Annotated in this window: 19 protein-coding genes; 14 read left to right on the top strand and 5 right to left on the bottom strand. The window is 46.4% G+C overall.

Annotation, left to right across the window (positions count from 1 at the left end; all coding sequences use genetic code 11):
* Nucleotides 1–77 precede the first annotated feature (77 nt).
* The 3 genes from hemL to B5M13_RS15870 all read left to right on the top strand — a co-directional run bounded on the left by hemL (nucleotide 78) and on the right by B5M13_RS15870 (nucleotide 2,995).
* The gene (gene hemL, locus B5M13_RS15880; protein ID WP_080056602.1) at nucleotides 78–1,367 is read left to right on the top strand and encodes a glutamate-1-semialdehyde 2,1-aminomutase; all 1,290 of its coding nucleotides are present in this window, start codon (nucleotides 78–80) and stop codon (nucleotides 1,365–1,367) included.
* Between the two features lie 91 nt (nucleotides 1,368–1,458).
* On the top strand, nucleotides 1,459–2,466 hold the full coding sequence (locus B5M13_RS15875; protein WP_080056601.1) for a glycosyltransferase: 1,008 nt from the start codon (nucleotides 1,459–1,461) through the stop codon (nucleotides 2,464–2,466).
* 172 nt (nucleotides 2,467–2,638) lie between these two features.
* On the top strand, nucleotides 2,639–2,995 hold the full coding sequence (locus B5M13_RS15870) for a hypothetical protein (protein ID WP_080056600.1): 357 nt from the start codon (nucleotides 2,639–2,641) through the stop codon (nucleotides 2,993–2,995).
* Nucleotides 2,996–3,028: 33 nt separating this feature from the next.
* Here the strand turns inward: B5M13_RS15870 and B5M13_RS33725 are convergent, their stop codons facing one another.
* Nucleotides 3,029–3,184, bottom strand: a complete 156-nt coding sequence (locus B5M13_RS33725; protein WP_170061138.1) for a hypothetical protein — start codon at nucleotides 3,182–3,184, stop codon at nucleotides 3,029–3,031.
* Nucleotides 3,185–3,581: 397 nt separating this feature from the next.
* On the opposite strand from B5M13_RS33725, the gene B5M13_RS15865 reads away from it, so the two are divergent.
* The gene (locus B5M13_RS15865; RefSeq protein ID WP_020598224.1) at nucleotides 3,582–4,382 is read left to right on the top strand and encodes an LOG family protein; all 801 of its coding nucleotides are present in this window, start codon (nucleotides 3,582–3,584) and stop codon (nucleotides 4,380–4,382) included.
* 150 nt (nucleotides 4,383–4,532) lie between these two features.
* Here the strand turns inward: B5M13_RS15865 and B5M13_RS15860 are convergent, their stop codons facing one another.
* Both B5M13_RS15860 and dnaB read right to left on the bottom strand, forming a co-directional pair.
* Nucleotides 4,533–5,108, bottom strand: coding sequence for a DUF2911 domain-containing protein (locus tag B5M13_RS15860; protein WP_080056599.1), 576 nt, complete (start codon nucleotides 5,106–5,108; stop codon nucleotides 4,533–4,535).
* A gap of 96 nt (nucleotides 5,109–5,204) precedes the next feature.
* The gene (gene dnaB / locus B5M13_RS15855) at nucleotides 5,205–6,791 is read right to left on the bottom strand and encodes a replicative DNA helicase (RefSeq protein ID WP_080056598.1); all 1,587 of its coding nucleotides are present in this window, start codon (nucleotides 6,789–6,791) and stop codon (nucleotides 5,205–5,207) included.
* Nucleotides 6,792–7,151: 360 nt separating this feature from the next.
* On the opposite strand from dnaB, the gene B5M13_RS15850 reads away from it, so the two are divergent.
* The 4 genes from B5M13_RS15850 to B5M13_RS15835 are packed head-to-tail and all read left to right on the top strand — an operon-like array spanning nucleotide 7,152 to nucleotide 12,144.
* Nucleotides 7,152–8,117, top strand: coding sequence for a PhoH family protein (locus B5M13_RS15850; RefSeq protein WP_080059951.1), 966 nt, complete (start codon nucleotides 7,152–7,154; stop codon nucleotides 8,115–8,117).
* Nucleotides 8,098–9,480 (top strand): M43 family zinc metalloprotease, encoded by a 1,383-nt coding sequence (locus B5M13_RS15845; RefSeq protein ID WP_080056597.1) that lies wholly within the window; start codon nucleotides 8,098–8,100, stop codon nucleotides 9,478–9,480. Before B5M13_RS15850 ends, B5M13_RS15845 begins: the two co-directional genes overlap by 20 nt.
* A 52-nt stretch (nucleotides 9,481–9,532) precedes the next feature.
* A complete protein-coding gene (locus B5M13_RS15840) occupies nucleotides 9,533–9,985 on the top strand; it encodes a GNAT family N-acetyltransferase (RefSeq protein WP_080056596.1) in 453 nt (150 codons plus the stop codon).
* Complete coding sequence (locus tag B5M13_RS15835; RefSeq protein WP_080056595.1) at nucleotides 9,982–12,144, top strand: ComEC/Rec2 family competence protein; 2,163 nt, start codon at nucleotides 9,982–9,984, stop codon at nucleotides 12,142–12,144. The genes B5M13_RS15840 and B5M13_RS15835 overlap by 4 nt, the downstream gene beginning before the upstream one ends.
* Before the next feature lie 71 nt (nucleotides 12,145–12,215).
* On the opposite strand, the gene B5M13_RS15830 is transcribed toward B5M13_RS15835, so the two are convergent.
* Both B5M13_RS15830 and B5M13_RS15825 read right to left on the bottom strand, forming a co-directional pair.
* The gene (locus B5M13_RS15830) at nucleotides 12,216–12,770 is read right to left on the bottom strand and encodes a hypothetical protein (protein WP_080056594.1); all 555 of its coding nucleotides are present in this window, start codon (nucleotides 12,768–12,770) and stop codon (nucleotides 12,216–12,218) included.
* An 80-nt stretch (nucleotides 12,771–12,850) separates the two neighbouring features.
* A complete protein-coding gene (locus B5M13_RS15825) occupies nucleotides 12,851–13,411 on the bottom strand; it encodes an ABC transporter permease (protein WP_080056593.1) in 561 nt (186 codons plus the stop codon).
* A gap of 116 nt (nucleotides 13,412–13,527) precedes the next feature.
* Between B5M13_RS15825 and B5M13_RS15820 the strand changes: the two genes are divergently transcribed.
* The 6 genes from B5M13_RS15820 to lnt all read left to right on the top strand — a co-directional run bounded on the left by B5M13_RS15820 (nucleotide 13,528) and on the right by lnt (nucleotide 21,635).
* Nucleotides 13,528–14,199 (top strand): hypothetical protein, encoded by a 672-nt coding sequence (locus tag B5M13_RS15820; RefSeq protein ID WP_080056592.1) that lies wholly within the window; start codon nucleotides 13,528–13,530, stop codon nucleotides 14,197–14,199.
* A gap of 91 nt (nucleotides 14,200–14,290) precedes the next feature.
* Entirely contained in the window at nucleotides 14,291–15,622 is a 1,332-nt protein-coding gene (locus B5M13_RS15815; protein ID WP_080056591.1) for an ABC1 kinase family protein, read from the top strand.
* 560 nt (nucleotides 15,623–16,182) lie between these two features.
* Nucleotides 16,183–17,592: a tetratricopeptide repeat protein gene (locus B5M13_RS15810; protein WP_080056590.1), complete on the top strand. Its 1,410-nt coding sequence runs from the start codon at nucleotides 16,183–16,185 to the stop codon at nucleotides 17,590–17,592.
* 112 nt (nucleotides 17,593–17,704) lie between these two features.
* Complete coding sequence (locus tag B5M13_RS15805) at nucleotides 17,705–18,550, top strand: hypothetical protein (protein WP_080056589.1); 846 nt, start codon at nucleotides 17,705–17,707, stop codon at nucleotides 18,548–18,550.
* A 341-nt stretch (nucleotides 18,551–18,891) separates the two neighbouring features.
* Nucleotides 18,892–19,989 carry a hypothetical protein gene (locus B5M13_RS15800; RefSeq protein ID WP_155297257.1) on the top strand — a complete coding sequence of 366 codons (1,098 nt, stop codon included), beginning with the start codon at nucleotides 18,892–18,894 and terminating at the stop codon, nucleotides 19,987–19,989.
* Nucleotides 19,990–19,991: 2 nt separating this feature from the next.
* Nucleotides 19,992–21,635, top strand: coding sequence for an apolipoprotein N-acyltransferase (gene lnt / locus B5M13_RS15795; protein WP_170061137.1), 1,644 nt, complete (start codon nucleotides 19,992–19,994; stop codon nucleotides 21,633–21,635).
* Nucleotides 21,636–21,640 lie beyond the last annotated feature (5 nt).

Genomic DNA, 21,640 nt, shown 5'->3' with positions numbered 1-21,640 from the left:
ATGATTGAATAGTTATTCTGACTCACGATATAACTATTCAATCATTTTATCACGCAATCATTCTATCATTCGTAAAAATGACAACGAGCGAACAATTATTTGAAAAGGCGAAAACGCTTATTCCGGGTGGGGTAAACTCACCTGTGCGTGCTTTCCGGGCAGTTGGCGGATCTCCACTGTTTATCAAATCGGCTAAGGGCCCTTACCTCTATGATGAAGACGGGCGTCAGTATATTGAATTAATAAATTCGTGGGGGCCGATGATTCTGGGGCACGCCTTTGAACCAGTCGAAAAGGCGGTGCGTGATGCGATTCAGTACTCATTTTCGTTTGGGGCGCCGACACGTAAAGAAGTTGAAATGGCCGAATTGATTACGGCAATGGTACCTTCAGTCGAGAAGGTTCGAATGGTTAATTCGGGTACGGAAGCAACAATGGCCGCTATCCGAGTGGCCAGAGGGTTTACCGGACGAGATAAAATTATCAAGTTTGAAGGCTGTTACCACGGCCATGGCGATTCGTTTCTGATTGCGGCTGGTAGTGGTGCCATGACGATGGGCGTGCCAGACAGTCCCGGTGTAACGAAAGCGACAGCCGCTGATACACTGACAGCTCCATACAACGATTTGGCGGCTGTAGAGACCTTGCTGGAAAATAATCAGAATCAGGTAGCTGCGGTTATTCTGGAGCCAGTTGTCGGTAATATGGGATGCGTATTGCCAGAGCCTGGCTTTCTGGAAGGCATTCGCTCGCTATGCGACAAATACGGAGCTTTACTGATTTTTGACGAGGTGATGACCGGATTTCGTCTGGCAAAAGGGGGCGCACAAGAACGCTTTGGCATCAAGCCCGATCTGACCACAATGGGGAAGATCATTGGGGGCGGTATGCCAGTCGGGGCTTATGGTGGCCGGGCTGATATTATGAACCAGGTATCACCGGCTGGACCTATTTATCAGGCTGGTACATTATCTGGTAATCCGATTGCTATGTCGGCCGGTATGGCGATGCTGCACTATCTGAATGAACATCCTGAGGTTTATACACGCCTGGAAACCATTGGGGATAAACTCGTGAATGGATTTCGTAAGGGCTTACAGAAAGCGGGGGTAAACTACACCATCAACCATATCGGCTCCATGTTTACCCTGTTTATGACTGAGCGGCCCGTTTCGAACTTTTCGGATGCCAAGTCCTGTGATGTACCCCAGTTTGGCCGGTATTTTCACGCGATGCTGGACCGTGGCGTCTATTTGGCTCCATCGCAGTTCGAAAGTCTGTTCCTATCAATTGCCTTAACCGACGACCTAGTGGATCAGATCATTCAGGCCAACGAAGAAAGTCTCCTGGAAGCGATAAATAATTAGGCATGAAAGGTAAAGAGTGAACAAAAGTTTAAACAAGTTTCTAACTAAGCTTTTCCATTCTTCACCTTTCATACTTTACTCTTGCTGCTTGATGTTCTTTTCCGTTATCATACCCGTTTACAATCGCCCGGACGAGTTACGCGAGCTTTTGGAGAGCCTGACGAAACAGACGTATGACCAGTTTGAAGTGCTTGTGATTGAAGATGGTTCACGGGACAAAGCTGATGAAGTAGTCAACACGTTCCGTGACCGGTTAGCTATACGGTATTTCTTTAAACCTAATTCAGGGCAGGGATTTACCCGAAACTACGGTTTTGAACGCGCCAGAGGGGATTATTTCGTTATTTTTGATTCCGACGCGCTTGTTCCAGACCATTATTTTGCCATTGTGAATGAGCGCATTAGTCAGGATAAGCTGGATGCCTATGGCGGGCCTGATAAAGCCCATCCTGATTTTACGCCTATACAGCGGGCAATTAGCTATTCGATGACATCACCCTTTACAACAGGGGGAATACGGGGCAGTAAGAAAAATCTTGGAGGAACTTACCATCCCCGAAGTTTCAATATGGGACTTTCTCGTAACGTATGGGAGACGATCGGAGGATATAAACTGACACGGATGGGCGAAGATATTGAATTTGCTATTCGTATCATCGAAAATGGGTTCCGTACGGGTCTGATTCCCGACGCGTTTATCTATCACAAACGCAGAACCGATTTTGGCCAGTTCTTTCGGCAACTCCGCTTTTTTGGGCGAGCTAGAATCAATATTTCGCGGTATTATCCCGGCGAACTAAAGCTGGTGCATGCCATTCCGGCTTTGTTTACACTATTTGTTTTGTCAATTCCGCTGTGGGCACTGATCAGCCCCATTCTGTTTGGGATAGCAATTGGTTTAGTAGGGCTGATCGCGTTGCTTATCCTAATTGACGCTACTCGAAAAGAAAAGAGCCTGAAAATTGGCGTATTGAGTGTGGAGGCCGCCTTCATACAGTTGCTCGGCTATGGTATTGGCTTTTTAAGCGAGGGATGGAAACGGATACGGGAGCCGAAAGAGTTTAGAGAGACTGGAGCCAGTATTGAATACCCATCTTAACTATAAAACGTATAGGAACTGAGTTACGCGGTTACCGATTTTTCATTTTCTCTGGTTCGTTGCTGCAACCACGAATGAAAAGTCTGTAAACTCGTTATATTCGCCAAATAAGTAGCACTTGTCAACGAAAACGGTTCGTCATGTGTTAATATACTAAAAGCCTCCTAATCTGATGACCAAGCTTGCCAAACCGCCCGGCCAACGTTTAGTTAAACGCATGAGTACCCGTACGAAGGGACTGATTGTTGTCTCATTGGGGCTAATCCTGTTTAGCATAGGCCTGTGTGTGTTTAGCGTTGCTGCCGAAGCGCATCAGTCAGGGTCGCCTTTTCGGCAATGGTTTTTATGGGGAACGTATAGCCTCATTCTTATCAATGGCGGATTATTGCTGTTTGGGCAGGCCGTTCGCTACCGGGTTCAGATCGACTATCGTCGGTTTGTACGCCGTGAACTCAAAAAGCGGGACCGGGAGTGGGCACGTGTACTCCAAAAACGAAAAGCCCCGCTTGGGAAAAGCGAGGCAAAGTAAGAACGATTTTTCGTAAAAAAGTCAGTCGTTATGTTAGGCTGCTTTCTTCTCCGCAAACGATGCTTTGATGGCGTCTACATCTACATTCTTAATGGTAGGCTTGCGGAGCAGTTGCTTAATCGCATTCGTTTTATTGTTAGCAATTGCCCGGTTCCGACGAGCTTTGCGCTTTAATTCTGTTACTGCCATGATTGTATAAACTAAATTTTTGTCGGTTCGTGAAAATCAGAGCGCAAAATTAGGAATTTTTTAGTGAAAATGGACCATAAGTTCGGTTTTTTTACAACCAATGCGATGATTGATGGCAAATCCAAAAAGGAATATATAGAAATTGAATGAAATTTGGTAAAAGTGGTTTTCGGCGATAGGTTATTGACGTATAAAAAGCATATAGGTATTTAGGTAAAAGCAACTAAGGCTTAATTTATACGAAACGTTTTACCCCAAACAATCGTTATAAAAATCCGCCCTCTTGAAAAAGCAACTCTAATTTAGCTTGAATGGAGTTTTTGAGTAAGTTGTGCGGGTTTTGTAGTGTTTAACTAGTGAGTACGTTTCGCGCCCACTGCCTTTTTTATTGATGTAAATGGAAGAAACAAAAGAAAATGTTCACCGCTCTGAAGCGCAGAGCACCGAACGCATTGCTACAGATTTACCTAAGCGCGACGAGTTACTCCTTACCCCCGATGAACAACGTATAAAAGAAGCGTTTACGGACCATGACTGGAATGAAATAAAAACGGCCGACTCGTGGGTGATTTTTAAAGTAATGGCCGAATTTGTTGAAGGCTTTGACAAATTAGCTAAAATTGGCCCCTGCGTATCGATATTTGGTTCTGCTCGTACTAAACCCGATAATAAATATTACAAAATGACCGAAGAGATTGCGGCCAAATTGGTGCGGCATGGTTATGGAGTCATTACTGGAGGAGGGCCAGGGATTATGGAAGCCGGTAATAAAGGTGCCTTTGAGCAGGGTGGTAAATCGGTTGGACTGAATATCAAACTGCCATTTGAGCAGCATAGCAATATTTATATAGATCCTGACAAAAGCATTAACTTCGATTTTTTCTTTGTCCGGAAAGTGATGTTCGTTAAGTATGCACAGGGATTTGTGGTCATGCCCGGTGGTATGGGTACGCTCGACGAGCTCTTTGAAGCGATGACATTGATTCAAACCCGAAAAATTGCCCGCTTCCCCATTGTGCTGGTTGGCCGATCCTATTGGCAGGGGCTTATCGACTGGATCAACAATGTGATGCTGGGCGAAGAACATAATATCAACCCGGAGGATATGAAACTGATCAATGTGGTTGATACGCCTACTGAAGCCGTCAAGGTTATTGATGATTTTTATAGCAAATATCTGCTTAAGCCGAATTTTTGATGAGGTTTAGTAACGAACCTGTTTAAACTTATGTTGCCATAGCATTTTTGTTATGCCGACACAGGAAACAATATTATAAGTTTAATCAGGTTCAACAAAAAAGCCGATTCTTTCATAGAATCGGCTTTTTTGTTGAATTGGGATAAGTGGTTAAAAAGTGACGGGCACTTCAATCAAGACGTTATCCCAGGCCAACATCATGACTGACTCGGTTGGCGTGTCTTTTGCTTTTTTAAATTGAATCGTAAAATTTTCAACCACATTTTCGGTCTTTTTAACAGGAGCTGTTACCCGTAATACATCCAGTTCTGGTTTGTAGCTATAAGCGCCCCATTGGTCCAGATCTGAATTCAGAATGATTGTCCACTCTGTTTCATTCGGAATCGTATATAGCGAATACACACCCGCTTTGAGCTTCTTCCCCTGAATTGTAGCATCGGTAAAAAACTTGATTTCGGTAGCTTCGTTCGCACCAACCCGCCATACTTTACCATACGGAATGAGTTTGCCAAACACGTCCCGACCGTTTTTGGCAGGCCGACTGTAGGTAACACGGGCGTAGACTTTATCGCCCACTTTAGCGGGGGCAAATTTACGATCATGAGCAAAATCGTCGGGATAATACGCCATGTCCATCGGGCTTTTGTCGAGGCCCCGCAACGATTGCGCTTCGGTCGATAAGGCAAAACAAAGAAGTAAACCAGCCAGTATACCAGCAACTTTCATAGTCTGTTTGGTAAAGAGTGAATGGAATTAATAAGAATTTCAGAATGAAGTCTGTGAACCCTGACAAAAATAGCAGATAAATGGAAATGGGTACTATTAGAACGGCGTTTCCTGACTTGGATCGGCATTCCCAAAATTCGACATATCGTTGGCCTTACTTTTGAAAACGCTTCCTGCCGATGGTGGAGCGTCGAAACTACTTAAGCCATTCACGTTTGCGCCAAATCCTTGCGCCTGAACAGGTTCGAAATACGAATCGAGGTCGCAGAATTTAGTGAACTTGTTAATGAACCGTAGCTGAATGGTATCGAGCGAGCCACTTCGGTTTTTAGCAATGATCACTTCGCCAATACCGACTGTCGAGTTGCCGTTTTCATCCTGCGTAATGTTGTAATATTCAGGACGGTACAGGAAGCAGACCATGTCGGCATCCTGCTCGATAGATCCCGATTCCCGAAGGTCGGAGAGTTGGGGTTTCTTATCGCCACCCCGCGTTTCTACAGCCCGACTCAACTGCGAAAGTGCAATGACCGGAACGTTTAGTTCTTTTGCCAGGTTTTTCAGCGCCCTTGAAATTGAAGCAATTTCCTGTTCACGGTTGCCACCAGCCCGGCCCGATGAATCGCCCGACATGAGCTGGAGGTAGTCAATGACCACCATCTGGATATCGTGCTGCGCTTTCAATCGACGGCACTTGGCCCGAAGTTCCAGGATGGAGAGGGCAGGGGTATCGTCGATGAAGATGGGGGCTTCGGTCAGTCGTTGAATTTTATGGTGCAACTGGGTCCATTCGTGCGGGGCCAGCGTCCCTTTCCGAATTTTTTCTGAGTCGATCTCTGCTTCTGCTGAAATAAGACGGTTTACCAACTGTACGGACGACATCTCCAGCGAGAAGATTGCGACGCCTTTACCGTGGTCAACTGCTGCATTTCGGAGGGCTGAAACGACAAAAGCCGTTTTTCCCATCGCAGGCCTTGCTGCCAAAATGATAAGTTCGGTAGGTTGCCAGCCCGAAGTGACCCGGTCGAGTTGAGTAAATCCAGAAGGAACACCCGTTAAACCTTCCTGATTTTTTTTCGTTTCCAGCTCATTGAGCGCCATCCGAACAATGGTACTCATGTCGGCGTAGTTCTTCTTGATATTCGATTCCGAAATCTTGAAGAGGGATTGCTCGGTACGGTCCAGAAGCTCAAAAACGTCGGTGGTATCTTCGTATGCGTCGCGCAGAATCGTGGACGACATGGCAATCAGCGCCCGCTTGAGTGCCTGCTCCGACACAATCCGGGCATGGTATTCAATGTTTGCGGCTGAGTTGACCCGGAAGGTTAGCTCCGATACGTATCCGGCACCGCCAACCATCTCGATTTCACCTGTTTTACGCAATTGTTGCGTAACAGTTAACAAATCGATCGGGTCAGAATTGCCAAAAAGCGTCAGGATAGCATTGTAAATCCGCTGGTGTGCTTCTTTGTAAAACGTCTCAGGTTTAAGAATGTCAACAACAGATGATAATGCATCTTTTTCGATCATTAAGGCACCCAGAACGGCTTCTTCGAGGTCGAGAGCCTGTGGTGGTAACTTTCCAAGGCCGGTATCGAGCCAGTGATTTCCTGCCTGCTGACGACCTCCGGCGAAGGCAGAAGGTTTACGAAGGTGTTGGTTCGGGCGTGCGTTGTTCTCCATTGTCTCACCGCAAGTTTACGAAATTAACGCTTCATAAGGCAAATCGAATCAGACATAACGTATATAGTTCAATACGGAAAATCGCTCGTAACATTCTGGTAATGTTGAGACTAGGGCGCAGAAAAAAAACAGAGTTTTTAAGCAACGGTTCGGCGTGGATCTGGCGTACATAGAAAGAGGGATGAACTAAGAACTGTGCGTCAGAAAGATACGTATTTATTCCTAAAAAAAGGGGGATTTGTACCAATCTGATAGGTTGAACAAGAAAAGTGGGCGAGCGAATAAATTTTTAAGAAAATGCGTTGTACAAGTAAAGAAATCGCTTACTTTTCGGAATCACACATTAAACCTATTCATCGTTTGGTCGAAAAAGTCATCACTCTCGACAATATATCACTCATTGATTTTTTGGGTGTCGAGAACAATAACATCAAGGAAGTGGCGGCTGCCTTTCCCATGAGCAAAATTATCTCGCGTGGTAATGAAATACGCATTAAGGGAACCACGCCTGAGATAAGCCGGATTAGTGACATTCTGGAGTCACTACTGGAGCATTATCAGAAATACGGTAAAATTACCCACGAAAACGTTCAGAATTATATCAGTCATAGTGGTCAACCGACTACTGGGGGCTTACTGTCTCCACCTAGTTTACCCGACGACGATGAGGTTCTGGTATATGGAAATCGGGGCGTGGTGGTACGTGCCCGAACTGATAACCAGAAGCGTCTGGTGGAGGCTGCTGAGAAACATGATCTTGTCTTTGCTATCGGGCCTGCAGGTACGGGGAAAACCTATACGGCTGTTGCCATTGCGGTGCGGGCCTTAAAGAATAAAGAAGTCAAGAAAATTATCATTACCCGCCCAGCCGTCGAAGCAGGGGAGAACCTAGGTTTTTTGCCAGGCGATCTGAAAGAGAAAATCGACCCATATTTACGGCCTATTTACGATGCGCTCGACGATATGATTCCGGCTGAAAAGCTGAAGTTTTATACCGAAAACCGGATCATCGAGATTGCACCACTGGCTTACATGCGTGGCCGGACATTGAACAATGCGTTTATTCTGCTTGATGAAGCACAAAATACAACATCGATGCAGATGAAGATGTTCCTGACGAGAATGGGTCCCACATCGAAAGCCATTATTACGGGTGACCGATCACAGATTGACTTACCCAACCGACAAAAGTCAGGGCTGGTTGAGTCAGTTGATATTCTTAAAAATATCAAAGGAATTGCCTTCGTAGAGCTGGATGGCCGCGATGTGGTCCGTCATAAGCTCGTTCGAGAAATTATTAATGCATATGATAAAGCAGGGCATTAATCGCCTGACTCTCGACAAGCGAACCGGTTGGACCTGGCTCATCGGTTCGCTTGTTTTATTGATTTCGCCACTTGCAGGCGCACAAACATCCTCTGACTCAACAATTAGGCGTTGTGCCGTCGTCAATCAGGAACGACTATTGCAACAGCGTGATCCCAACCGTCTTCAACTGATTCAGGAGCTTAACAGACGCATTGAGCAAAGAGCTAGCGAACAGAAATCGTTACGGATAACCGCTGCCGATACAACGGTGTATCGAATTCCGATCGTTGTTCATGTCGTGCATAATACCGCGTCTGGGGCTATTGGGGGAACCAATAATGTTAATATTTCGGATGCCCAAATCCTATCACAAATTCAGGTTCTGAACGAAGATTACCGACGGAAGGCGGGTACGAATGGGTATAACACCAGCTCGTTAGGAGCCGACGCGCGAATTGAGTTTTTTCTGGCAACGCTTGACCCAAATGGTAATCCTACCAATGGCATTACCCGGCACTATTATCCGGCAAAGGCAACCTTCGATATTCAGAATGACGATGTACTCCTGTCTCAAATTGCCTATTGGCCAAGTGATCAGTATTTAAATATCTGGGTTGCTGATTACCAGGGAGATTTTATTGGCTATGGACAGTTTCCCACGGCGGCTGATACGCTAAAAGGATTGCAGGCAAATTTGAATGTAAATACGGATGGTGTGCGAATCGATTACCAAACCTTTGGTCGGCAAATTGGTACTGTAAATCGGACCTATTATATGTTAGGGCGAACCGTTTCGCACGAAATAGGGCATTGGCTGGGTCTTTCCCACCCATGGGGAAATTATGGCGGTTGTAATGACGATTATGTTGCCGATACTCCACTAACCGAAGACCGGTCCACTTCGCCTACATCCTGCAAACAAACTTATTCGACCTGTGTGGCGGGTAAGCAAACCCGCGATCTGGTCGAAAATTATATGATGTATTCGCCCGATGCCTGCATGAATATGTTTACAGTCGGACAGGCAGCACGTATGCGGTCCGTACTGGTTTTGAGTCCTCGCCGGGCAAAGGTGGTAAAACTCGCGTCGATAACGACGCCATTGACTGAGTCGGAACAACTAACGGTGAAAGTATATCCTAATCCGTATCAAAGTGATTTGCAAACCGATATTCCCTTAATGGATGTTCTGCTCAAGGGAGTTCAGTCATTTCAGGTGGATATATTCGACGGTACGGGCCGTCAGGTACGTACAACCAGTTATGCCAATTCGTCCAGCGCAAGGTTAACGCTGCCTGTAACAGGATTGGCAAAAGGTATGTATATTGTTCGGGTCAAAACAGATAGCGAAACGGTTAGTAAACGTTTTGTTGTGCAATGACGATCATTTACGGAAAACCGTAAACCGATTCTCTTAAAAAAATCCACTTGCTATGATCACGGTTCTACCCATTTCCAGTCCTGCTGATCTTGAAAAGGCCTTTGCTATTCGTCGGGAAGTGTTTGTTGAAGAGCAGCATGTTTCGCCCGACGAAGAGTTTGATGAATTTGAAGATAGTAGTACGCATTTTCTGGCTGTCGATGAGGATACTCCCTGCGGTACGGCTCGTTGGCGACGGACATCTAACGGTGTTAAGCTGGAGCGATTTGCTGTTTTAAGCGCATTTCGGGGAAAGGGAGTCGGCAGGGCATTGGTTCAGGCGGTACTCGACAGTGTGTTCAGTCAGCAACCGGAACCCATCGAACGTATTTATTTACATGCTCAGGTCACGGCGATGCCGCTTTATGCCTCTTTTGGGTTTGTCGCTATAGGGCCTATGTTTGAAGAGGCCGGTATACAGCATTATAAAATGGTGTTACCAGCATCCGCCTATTCAAAACGATGAACGGGCAACCCTTTGTACGGTATGTGGCAGGGTTGATAGCTGGCATCGTTCTGTATGTTCTATGGCCAGATGAGCACTACCTGCCAGTAGGTGCTTTGGCTGTTGGCCTATGCCTATACGTGAGGGGATTTTTCCAGCACTCTGATCAACCTATTAAACCAGTCCAGACGTTGCCTGGATTGGGTATTTTATTGATGTTGACAGGGCTGGGATGGGCTATCACCTTTCAACGTACCGCCAGCAACAGACCCACCAACATTAGTCATCTTGCCGATTCGCTACAGGCGTATGTTGGTGTGGTTTCGGCACAGCCAGAAGAACGGGCAAAAACGTATCGGGTTGAACTGGAAATTCAGCAAGGAAAGTGGATAAGTCATAAAACACTTGGAGGAAGGAAAACCCCACTGGATACGACAAGCGTTTGGCACGCGCTGAGTGGCCGGGTTATTGTCTATCTGGACAAGGCAGGTCAGCCTCTTCCAACATATGGTGAAGTCTGGGTAGTATCTGGTCCGCCCCGGCCAATCGATCCTCCACTTAATCCCGGCGAATTTAATTACAAACGGTACCTCAGCTATCGAAACATAGGCCATCAACAATACCTGCGACCCTTTCAACGACAAATTTTGGCGGTTGATCCACCTAACCCTGTTATCCAGCTAGCCACTCAGGTTAACCGATGGGCCCACAGCGCACTGACCCATCAGATTGGAACCCGACCTGAATTTGGAGTTGTAAACGCTATGATACTGGGCGTTCGTGACGATCTGGATACAGAACAGTACCAAGCGTATTCGGCGGCAGGGGCTGTACATATATTGTCTGTTTCGGGGCTGCATGTAGGCATCCTGTTTCAAGTGCTGACGTTTTTACTGGGCTTCCTGGCAAAACGAAAGGGCGGGAAAATTATGATGGCGGTCCTGCAATTGACCATATTGTGGTTTTATGCCCTTGTAACGGGCTTTTCGCCACCGGTACTCCGTTCGGCTGGGATGTTTTCGATGGTAATAGTAGCCAACGCTTTAGGTCGTCAACAGCTATTGCCGAATACGCTAGGTGCTTCTGCCTTTTTTATTCTATGTTTTGACCCTTACGCGCTATTTTCGGCTGGCTTTCAGTTGTCTTACCTGGCCGTGGCTGGCATCGGAGCCTGGCAATCGTCGCTTTATCAATCGGTTACGTTTCGGAGTACATGGGCAAATCGGCTTTGGGAACTGACAGCGGTGGCGTTGGTGGCGCAACTGATTACGTTTCCACTCGGGGTCTTTTACTTTCACCAGTTTCCAACCTATTTTTTACTAGCCAATCCGGTTGTGATTATCATGTCAGAAATCCTGCTGCCATTGGCAATGCTTTGCCTGGCTTTGAGTTGGGTGCCGTACTTGAACAGTGTAGTGGGATGGTTGCTTCAAAAAGCTGCTTGGTTGCTGAATGAAGCGGTTCAGTTAACTAGTACACTGCCGGGGGCGTCCTGGGATGGACTTTGGTTGTCACCAGCCGCTCTGATGCTAACGTACGGGATTATTTTTTGTGGGGCGGCTTTATTGCTAACACGTAATCGGACGTATTTGTGGGCAACCTGCTTCGCTTCGATAGCATTGGCAGTCGTACTTATTGCCGAAATTACGGAGCAGGCTAATCAGGAGAAGTTGGCTGTTCATTTTTTACCGCACCATACGGCTGTCAGTCTGACGAGTGGACGACAAAGCACACTGCTGACCGATCTGGACAGTACCGATGCACGTTCGTATGATTTCTACCTGAAAAACACCTTTGGCCAGTGGGGCGTTTTAAGTATGAAAAAGGCTTATCTGAACCGAAGTGGTACGCCTGTCGATGCGTTAGGTTCGATGCCGGGCCTTCATCAGTCGCGTGATTGGGCCCTTTGTGTATGGCATGGCAAGACGATTCTACTGGCGAATAAAGTTAACGGGCGCTCTCACTGGCGATTACCTGCTGTGGTCGATTACCTGATTATTCGACGGAATGCGTTGCGGGAGTGGGATGAGCTAAATGGGCGAGTAGTGGCCAGGCATATTATCTTCGATGATTCAAACCGAACGCCTTTGACCGACAAGCTATTAGCTGATGCCCGCCAACGGGGAATTACTTGCTTTTCGGTTCGGCAGATGGGGGCTTATGTGGTTGATTTAGAGTAATAAAGACGAAACTTGTATAGTGCTCATCAAAACGGTCAGAACTTAGTTTTCTGACCGTTTTGCTTTCACGATTATTGTTTTGGAGTACCTGTCGAATCTGATTGGGTGGTTGTGCCTTTAGGAGCAGAAGGACGCCAGCCGCCAACGGCTTTCTGCATTTCAGGCTTTTTCGACTGATACAAGCTCCATTGCTCGGGTGTTAGAATGCCTTTAAGCTTATCTTCCTTCTCTTCATTGAGCATAAGCATCATGTCTTCAATCTGTTTACGGCTCTCTGGAGTCGGTTTGCCACTGGTGCCAATAATATCCTTAATGGCTGATTGCTGCTGGTTACCGTATTCGGTATTGAGTTGTTTAATTGCTTTTAGCTGGTCTTTGGTAGGCGAAAGGTTTTCCTTGATCCACTTCGTTTCCCGTTGAGCCAGTTCGCCCGCAATGTTTGGAATATTGGACCGCGAGGTAGCCGTCATGTCCTGGCTAAAGTTACCGCCCATCCGGCGTCCCATACTACCATAGCCGCCGTATCCACCATAGCCGCCATATTGACCAAAGCTCTGCAAACTTATTAATAGGCTGCCATAAAGGCATAGACTACGCAGAATTCGACACTGAACTGATACGTTCATAGTTACGATTGGATTTAACACGATAAGTAATTAGAACGGCGAAGTTCGAGAAAAATGAAATAGGAGTACATAAATCTATACTAACGAACATACGAGTTACGCCCCAATGAGGTCTCAGTGGCCTGAACCCGAACACGCATCTGAGGTTGTTCGCCTTCGGGCAATAGTACAATGATGTTATTGGAAACGGTTTCGCCATTTTCGAGCATGTGGCCAGCCTGCACCTGAATGGTCGTTGTGACCACTTTACCTTCAGCGTTTTTCGTACTTGTCGAATACGGAACCGAGAATGGCCGGGCACGAACAGTAGTCGTTTTTGAGGTCAATCGGGCACCCGTTGCGTTAACACAGTCGAAATTGGCCAGTAAGTCCTGATCCTGTAAACCAAATGTAGTTTGCCGGGGAAAAAATAGTCGGGTACAGCCACTTTTGTTCGTTACGTAAACAGTTAGTTCATACCGATTAAACGTCCCTTTGCTGCCCACCTCTTTTTTACTTTCGTTACGGATTGCATACCCGTATTCAATGCCATTGAATTGAGCTGGTTGATCGGTTGTAATCTCATACGACGACTGAGCCTGTATAGAGAAGCCAAATCCAGTAAAAAGCGTCAGGAGCAAACAAAAAAGGCGTGTGTTCATGAAGATTAGCAAGAGGATAAGTACGGGATAAATTTACGATGAAAATGGTGATTTGTCCAGCATTTTTGTGAGTGAGCAGACAAACTTTTCTGATCGACAGACCGTTGCAGAAGTATATGGAAACGCTCGAAAAAATCCGCAAGGCGTACACCGAGTACGTCCTGGAAACTGGAAAACAGCCCACCTCCGTTTTCCAGTTTGTGAAAAAACTCAAGATTGCCGAAGCTGACTTTTACAAGGAATATGCTTCATTTGATGCAATCGAAGCCGATGTCTGGACTACCTTTTTTAATGAAGCGAAAGCGACTGTGGAGGCCGACCAAACCTATCAAAGTTACTCCGTTCGTGAGAAGCTGCTGGCCTTCTACTACACCTGGATTGAGTTGCTGAAGTCCCAGCGGAGCTTTGTCGTTTATAGTTTTGGTCGATTGCGGAGTGAAGGGCATGCAACCCGTCGCCTGGGACCAGGAGCGTGGCGACCCGAACCGAAATCGCGCGTATTAGAACCCTTTAAAGACGCATTCTTCGACTTTGCTCGTGATCTGCTGGCCGAAGGTCGCGAAAGTAAAGAAGTTGAACCTCGGCCGTTTATTACTGATCGTTACCCCGATGCCCTCTGGGGGCAGACACTTTATCTGCTTGATTTCTGGGTTCGAGATGTGAGCAAAAACTTCGAAAAAACCGATACGGCCATCGAAAAGACAGTCAATACCGCTTTTGACCTGATTGGGCGATCTCCTCTGGATACGCTGTTCGATCTGGCCAAGTTTATGTACCAGAACAAATGATTGAATGTTTAATGATAGAATGACTGAATTAAATGGCCAGCCTTCGCCTATTCAATTATTCTAGCACTCAATCATTCGAAATTAACGCCACATGAAAACTCAAACGTCTGTTCCTACCACCAAAGTGGCCCGTGCTACACAGTTTGTTAAGGCTGGAGTAAAGGTTGGTGGGAATTATATAAAACATTACAGCAAAAAGTTGCTTGATCCTGAATTGCCCCGTGAGGAGTTACACAAGGATAACGCGGCTGATATATATGAAGCACTGAGCGAATTGAAAGGGTCAGCCCTGAAAATGGCGCAGATGCTGAGTATGGATCGTGGCTTGTTACCGGTGGCGTATTCGGATAAATTCACGATGGCACAATATTCGGCGCCACCATTATCAGGTCCACTGGTCATCAAGACGTTTCGGACCTATTTCGGGAAATCGCCATCGCAGTTGTTCGATTCATTCAATATCAATGCCATCAATGCGGCTAGTATTGGCCAGGTACATGAGGCCTGGAAAGAAGGGAAAAAGCTGGCCGTTAAGATTCAATACCCCGGTGTGGCCGATTCTGTTAGTTCTGATCTGAAAATTGCCAAGCCACTGGCCGTTCGGTTACTCAATCTGGACGAACGCCAGATCGACTATTTCATGCAGGAGGTGGAAAGTAAACTCCTGGAGGAGACCGATTACGAACTCGAACTTCGACGAAGTATCGAAATATCGAATGCCTGTTCGCATATTGATGGGTTGGTGTTTCCGAAGTACTACCCAGACCTGTCGAGCCGACGTATATTAACTATGGACTGGCTTGACGGATTACATCTGCGTGAGTTTCTGGCGACAAATCCATCGCAGGAAGTCCGGGATCGCATTGGACAACTGCTGTGGGATTTTTATGATCATCAGATTCATGCGCTTCGGCAGGTTCATGCCGACCCACATCCCGGTAATTTTCTGATGCGGGCTGATGGAACGATGGGCGTCATTGATTTTGGGTGTGTGAAGGTGATTCCCGATTATTTCTACGATAACTATTTCCAGTTGCTTCGGCCGGATAAACTACTTGATCCGCCAGTAGCCGAGCAGGTGTTCCTGAATCTGGGCTTTCTGGTACCGCAGGACACGCCAACGGAACGGAAGTTTTACTCCGACCTATTTGTGCAAATGATCGAGATGCTGGGTAAGCCGTTTGCGGTCGATTGGTTCGATTTCGGCGACGACGAGTATTTCAACAAAGTGTATGCGTTTGCCGAAGATTTGTCGAAAATGGAAGAGCTACGCAATTCGAAAGTGGTACGGGCCAACCGGGATGGATTGTACATCAACCGGACATACTATGGTTTATACGCTATGCTCAACGAGTTAAAGGCTCGTGTAAAGATTACAAAGCCAGAATGGTTGCATTCAGAGCAACTAGTTGGTCAAGCGTGATAAGTCGAGTCATAGGCAGTAGTATTGCTATTGTTAACATGCATTGAATACCCCTCTAGCTTAGGCCGGAGGGGTATTTGTGTATTACCACTTCCGACTGCATTTTAGATAGATGGCTTAATACATAAATTATTCTTTGGCTGAGCCTGGCAGCTGTCTGTACTTAAGAAGACAGGCGATTCAGTATGGTTTTGTTCAGTCTGAGAGAATATCGCGGCTATATATCTATGAGTATATTTTCGGATATAGGCGGGTAATTTTATCTACATATAGTTTGCTGATATTTATTTGAAGTAATGAATAATTAGTTGATAGTCAGGATTTTGTTTATTGTGAGTGCTTGTAATAAATCTTGGTCTACTTTTTATATAACTTTTATTATACATACCAATAGGATCTATTTCGTTAGGCCTATTGAATAAAGTAAATGTATTCATTTATTATTGATCGTATTCTTTTCCTGACCTGCTGTGCCTCCATCTATTTCTGGTACCCATATAAGATGTTTCCTATTCCTGGGCCTGTTTATAGTTGGCCAGAAGACGTTGGCACAGACGGCTATGCAAGATTCGGTCAACTTTTATACATTGAAGCTGAAAGGCCAGCACTCACCATTGGAACGAGCCGAAATACAGATTCAATTAGCCTGGTTTCTCAGCGAAAGGGGGGATTCCAAACAAGCTACACGGCTCACGTTTAGCGCTATTGAGACACTCAAAAAATATCAGGACTACAAAAAATTATATCAGGCTTATATTAATCTGGTGCAAATCTTTCAGTTTGAGCATAGTTTAACGAAAGCACTACAGTATGGGAAATTTGCTCTTAATTATGCGGTGCTATCTGGGGATAGCAGTCTGATTTGTCGTGCTCAGCAAAGCTATGCGATGGGATTGGGAGAAAACCGGCAGTTCGACGAGTCGCTGACGTATTTTGATCTGGCATTACGTTCCGCCAATGCACGTCGGGATACCGTTAATCTCATTAGGATCTATCTGAATACTGCCAGCATTCTGGTAGAACAGGGCAAATACCAACAAACTATCCAGTTTGCAGAGCGCGGTCTTACACTGGCCAGTTCTCGAAAATTGCCTGAACAAATCATGCGGGCGGCTGCTATTATCGGCGCGGCTCTAACCCGGCTGAATCGCTTTAGCGAAGCTGATGATTATTTCAGGCAGGCTGAAGCGTTGTTACCTACCATTGGTTCCTTATTTTATAATCGGGAACTGGCATTGATCCGGACTCAATGGGCTGAAAAACAAGCTAACTACCGGGCCGCTTATCAGTATCAGAAAACGTATTTTTCTCTGGATACATTATTAGCTAACCAGGCGAATCGACAAAAAATAAGCGAACTGGAAGTGCGCTTCAAAACCAGAGAAAACGAACAGATTAAAGCACGGCTGGAGCAGGAGTTGACTTACCAGCGTTGGTTGATTGTGGGTGGTGCGTTTCTGCTAGTACTAATTATTGTTGCGATTTATCTCCAGCGTAAACAATTGAGGAACCATAATCAATTGCTGGTAGCTCGGGAGAAAATGGCTATGCTACAGTTAGAGACCGCCACCGAGCAGTTGACTTTTTTTGCCGATTCTGTGGTTCAGAAAAATGCTTTTATCGACCAGATCAGCAATGAATTGGATCAGTTAAAACTTAAAGAAATCCAGGATAGTGATGAGCTAGTTGAGCAGTTAAATCGGGCTCGTATGCTGACCCATACACAATGGGATGATTTTCGGGTAAAGTTTGAGCAGCTACATCCAGAGTTTATTGACCGACTCCTCCGCCAAGTCCCCAGCTTAACCGATACGGAATTGAAGATGGCCTGTATGATTCGTCTGCATTTCTCGGCCGGACAGATGGCTGCTATGTTAGGTATTTCAGCCGAAAGTATTAAAAAGAATCGGTATCGACTCCGGAAAAAAATAGATGTGGAAGATGTAAACTCTTATTTGTCAGCTATATAATAAATTGTCCACTTTTTGTCCACCCTGTATTTTTAAAGCCCTCATCGTTTTTTTATAGGTTTGCCTAATCCCTATTGACTTACTATACAAACGGGAAAACCTTAACAAACCGATGAAATTTATTGCTACAAATTTGCTGGTGCTGCTGATTAGCCTGTTGGCTTGCCAATCTAAAAATGAGCCAGATCCAGCCAACCTATCCACCAATCCAGATGATTGTGTGCTTACTAAAATCGTTTACTCCAGCACGAGCTACGACGTTCCTTCCTACGATTCACGTGGCCTGATCACGTCCATTCAGTCGTATGAGAATGGGTCCAAAACGGCGCTCTACTCGAATGTGTATGACGCCGATGGGAAGATTATTAGTCAAAATCTGAATGGCCTGAACTTCCGCTACGTCTACTCAGGTAGTACGCTTACCAAAATTCAACTTGTGGATGCTACGCAGGCGGTGTTAGGGGAGTATGGCGTTACGTTCGACGCAGCGGGTCGGATCGGTAACCTAAAAGTACAGAATACGGGAACAGCCTACAAACTGTATGAAGGTTATAATTCAACCTTTACCTACGATAGTCAGAACAACTGCACCCAAATCGACCTGAAAGACAGTCAGGGTCTGATTATGAGCCGAACCGTTTACAGTAATTTTGTAGCCGTACGATCGCATATTACCAAATTCAAGAATCAGTACCTCAATCCTTTCACCTCATCGGTGACCGAAAATCTCCAATTCGCCGGGCCCTATAAACTACCAAATACATCCCCCAACCATGTCGAAATCTATTCACCGTATGATATGACTGGCAATTACACGGGTACCCTGACTAAAACGACGGATTATACTTACCAACGGACAGCTAATCAGAGTGGTATGGTTACAAAACGGACGTATACGACGACCGGTTTAGCCAATGATTCGGGAACGACATCCTATGAATATAGCGGTTGCCAATAGTTTCTTATCTGGTAGACAATTGTGTGCCAGATAATTTTTTCCACACAAAATGGCTTTGCAGGAGCCTGGCCTGCCTTAGCTCAACTCCACAATTAGGTACACTGTCAACTAAAAGAAATTGATGTCTTTACAACTACTGGCTGTTGATTAGCCTACTAACTTATCAACCCCAGAGTAAGCTCCGTTCCGCCGTTTCACCAACTAATCCGGATGGGTGTGCTTACTAAAAAATTGTGTATACCAGCACGAGCTATGATATGCCCACCTATGAATACAGCAGCTGCCAATAGACCTAGTTGATAGCTTTTTTTTTAAGACACTTTCTTCCTAATGACTTCGCCATGCGCCCCTTTCGCTTGTTTCTATGCCTTATTCTGACAGTCTGCCGTATGGCAGTTGCCAGCAACCCAAGTTGTGTAACTACTAATTCATCTGGCCGAACTAATGAAGTGCAAACCTTTAATCTGCTCCGACAGTACTGGCAGGGGATTCCGGGATTGGATATCTTAAACAAGGATCGAAACCATCAGCCTGGTGCAACGCTTTGGGCCAGTATGCGGACAAACCTGACGAGTGACCTGGCCTTTGCCAATGTCGTATCCAGTACAGAAGCGCGCTGGCGGGCTAAACTGGGGGCTGCCGGAGCTATTGAACTCACCGCCACTGATTTCAATACATTCGCCCAACCTGGCAATACACTACTTACTTACGTCGGTTCTGATCCGGAAAGCACGCTAAACATGGTTATTGGTAAGGCCGATCCGGTCAATGCCCAGACTTGGACTTTGCCTGCCAACCTGACGTATCAACTCGATCAGGTGGACCGACGGGATTTTGTGACTCCGGCCAGCATTCCTGCCAATTTGCGGATAGCCGGGGCAACCAACGCGACTAAATTCACGGCTAACAACCGAGCCTACATTGGATATCGCCAATATCAGATCGGCGGTTCGGCGGTGAATTTTCTGGGTTATTCAGTGGATCGAAAAGTAGGTAACGACTACGAAACCAGTTCGGCTGCGTCGATCTTCTCCCAGCTACCCGCTAAACTGGGTAACAATTTTACCAGTACGATACTCTACGATGATCCGGACGACGATCTGCAAACGATCCAATCGGACACGCTGACGTTTGATGGGTTTGGTACCTTAAATACGCCTAACGGCTCGTTTCAGGCACTGCGGTACACCATCCGGACCGGTTTGCGCACCTACGATACGTCGGGAGGAGCTACCCCCTCGAGCAGTAATTTGATCGACACCGAAACAGGTCAACAGATTGGCTGGGTGACGAAAGAAGGCTATTGGGTTGTCACTAATTACGACAACTACAACCCGTCGACAATGAGTGCTGACTTAAGTACAGTGGCCTATTCGGCCATTGTGGCCACACGCAGTTTGTCGCCATCGTTCAGTAATTCCTGCAATTGCCCCCGATGAACATGCTCAAGCGTTTACCAGCCTGGCTTATCTCGGGTCTGTTGTACGGGCTAGCCTGGCCGAACTTCACCTTCGAAACGGGTTGGTTTGCCTGGTTTACCCTGGTGCCGGTCTTATTGCGGCTGCGTTCGGTACAGACGTTTGGCGAGCATGTACGGGTTACGCTGCCGTTGTTCGTGGTGATTCCCCCGTTGGTTTGCTGGTGGCTCAGTTATGTATCAATCTGGGCTGTGCCGACGGTTATCCTGACCCAAAGTTTGTTTTTGTGGATTCCCATGGCCCTTCATTTTTCCTTGCAGCAGCGATTTGGATGGCGTAAGGCCCTGTTGTTGTTGCCCCTGTCCTGGACAGTATGGGAATGGCTATGGCTTGCCATTAGTGATGTAAATCTGGCTGTTGGGAACCCTGTATACACACAGGCTAGGCTATTGTTTCTTAATCAGTTCGTAGATCTGACGGGCCAATGGGGTTTGTTGGCCTGGCTTATCGGTATGAATGTGCTGCTTGCCCGAATCGTTGACCAGTCCACCGATCTATCGGAGCGGTTAATAATCAGGCGAGTGATAGTAGGTGTCAGCGCCTGGCTGGCCGCACCTATCGTTTACAGTGCCCTGGTGTCCTGGCAGCCCACGCTGGTCATCGATAAACACCCCAGTACGGTACGCGTTGGCTTGTTACAAACGAACGAGGACCCTTATACACCGGTAAAACCAGTCAATTATGGACAAAAGATACAACGGCTTATCAGGCTGGGGACAAAGGCTATTGAACAAGAGCCCGACCTGGTAGTGGCGCCTGAAGGGGCTTTCCCTTTACCACTACTGCGTGATTCAACCCTGTTTGCGGGCATGCGCCAATACGTAGCATACTATAATGTTCCGTTTGCCACGGGCTTGATGACACCGATCGACAGCAATCATTATTACAACGAAGCGTTCGTATTTACGCCCGAACTTAGCCGGGTATACACCCCGTTGCATCTCACGCCGAATGATCTAAAAGTATATCGGAAGCAGAAAAGCCTTGTCTTTGGCGAGCGATTGCCAACCCTGCTGAACTGGGCGGGCCGGTGGCTTCGGCCTAATAAATCATCAATAATACTGGGTGACGCTCCCTTTGTCTTTCAATTTCATGACCGTAAACAGAATCCCCGCAGTGTGGCTATAGCTATATGCTGGGAACAGCTTTATCCGTCGACCATTGCTGGTCTGGTTCGGGTAGGGAGCGATCAGACGGCTAATAAATCAGCTGACCATGGCCTGAGTGAGTTTCTGATTTTTAGTATGAACGACGGATGGTTTTATGATAGTCCTGGTCCACGTATGTTGCTGGCTTTTTCACAGTTGCGTGCCATCGAAAATCGCCGGAGTATTGCCCGTTGCTCCAATCAGGGCTATTCGGGCTACGTAGATCCTTTTGGGCAGGTCATTTCCGTATTGCCTCGCCAGCAGGAAGCAACCAGTAATGTCACCCTTATGACCAATACGAAGTTGACGGTGTTTACGAAATACCCAGACTGGTTTCCGCTGGCGTGTAGTCTGGTGTTAGTACTGAGCTTATTGAGTGGCAGTAACCGAAAATCCACTAAGGCTATACTAGTCCCAATATCCCAAAAGCGGACAGGAGCAACCATTCCTCATATTTAATCGAA

Origin of the sequence: Spirosoma aerolatum, assembly GCF_002056795.1 — a bacterium.
GTDB lineage: Bacteria > Bacteroidota > Bacteroidia > Cytophagales > Spirosomataceae > Spirosoma > Spirosoma aerolatum.
Note: the sequence above shows the minus strand (reverse complement) of the source record. Positions and strands in the feature narration are given on the sequence as shown.

Excerpts from the sequence above, each read along its gene's own strand:
- hemL (WP_080056602.1), top strand. The coding sequence starts at position 78 with ATGACAACGAGCGAACAATTATTTGAAAAGGCGAAAACGCTTATTCCG.
- B5M13_RS15875 (WP_080056601.1), top strand. The coding sequence starts at position 1,459 with ATGTTCTTTTCCGTTATCATACCCGTTTACAATCGCCCGGACGAGTTA.
- B5M13_RS15870 (WP_080056600.1), top strand. The coding sequence starts at position 2,639 with ATGACCAAGCTTGCCAAACCGCCCGGCCAACGTTTAGTTAAACGCATG.
- B5M13_RS33725 (WP_170061138.1), bottom strand. The coding sequence starts at position 3,184 with ATGGCAGTAACAGAATTAAAGCGCAAAGCTCGTCGGAACCGGGCAATT.
- B5M13_RS15865 (WP_020598224.1), top strand. The coding sequence starts at position 3,582 with ATGGAAGAAACAAAAGAAAATGTTCACCGCTCTGAAGCGCAGAGCACC.
- B5M13_RS15860 (WP_080056599.1), bottom strand. The coding sequence starts at position 5,108 with ATGAAAGTTGCTGGTATACTGGCTGGTTTACTTCTTTGTTTTGCCTTA.
- dnaB (WP_080056598.1), bottom strand. The coding sequence starts at position 6,791 with ATGGAGAACAACGCACGCCCGAACCAACACCTTCGTAAACCTTCTGCC.
- B5M13_RS15845 (WP_080056597.1), top strand. The coding sequence starts at position 8,098 with ATGATAAAGCAGGGCATTAATCGCCTGACTCTCGACAAGCGAACCGGT.
- B5M13_RS15840 (WP_080056596.1), top strand. The coding sequence starts at position 9,533 with ATGATCACGGTTCTACCCATTTCCAGTCCTGCTGATCTTGAAAAGGCC.
- B5M13_RS15835 (WP_080056595.1), top strand. The coding sequence starts at position 9,982 with ATGAACGGGCAACCCTTTGTACGGTATGTGGCAGGGTTGATAGCTGGC.
- B5M13_RS15830 (WP_080056594.1), bottom strand. The coding sequence starts at position 12,770 with ATGAACGTATCAGTTCAGTGTCGAATTCTGCGTAGTCTATGCCTTTAT.
- B5M13_RS15825 (WP_080056593.1), bottom strand. The coding sequence starts at position 13,411 with ATGAACACACGCCTTTTTTGTTTGCTCCTGACGCTTTTTACTGGATTT.
- B5M13_RS15820 (WP_080056592.1), top strand. The coding sequence starts at position 13,528 with ATGGAAACGCTCGAAAAAATCCGCAAGGCGTACACCGAGTACGTCCTG.
- B5M13_RS15815 (WP_080056591.1), top strand. The coding sequence starts at position 14,291 with ATGAAAACTCAAACGTCTGTTCCTACCACCAAAGTGGCCCGTGCTACA.
- B5M13_RS15810 (WP_080056590.1), top strand. The coding sequence starts at position 16,183 with ATGCAAGATTCGGTCAACTTTTATACATTGAAGCTGAAAGGCCAGCAC.
- B5M13_RS15805 (WP_080056589.1), top strand. The coding sequence starts at position 17,705 with ATGAAATTTATTGCTACAAATTTGCTGGTGCTGCTGATTAGCCTGTTG.
- B5M13_RS15800 (WP_155297257.1), top strand. The coding sequence starts at position 18,892 with ATGCGCCCCTTTCGCTTGTTTCTATGCCTTATTCTGACAGTCTGCCGT.
- lnt (WP_170061137.1), top strand. The coding sequence starts at position 19,992 with ATGCTCAAGCGTTTACCAGCCTGGCTTATCTCGGGTCTGTTGTACGGG.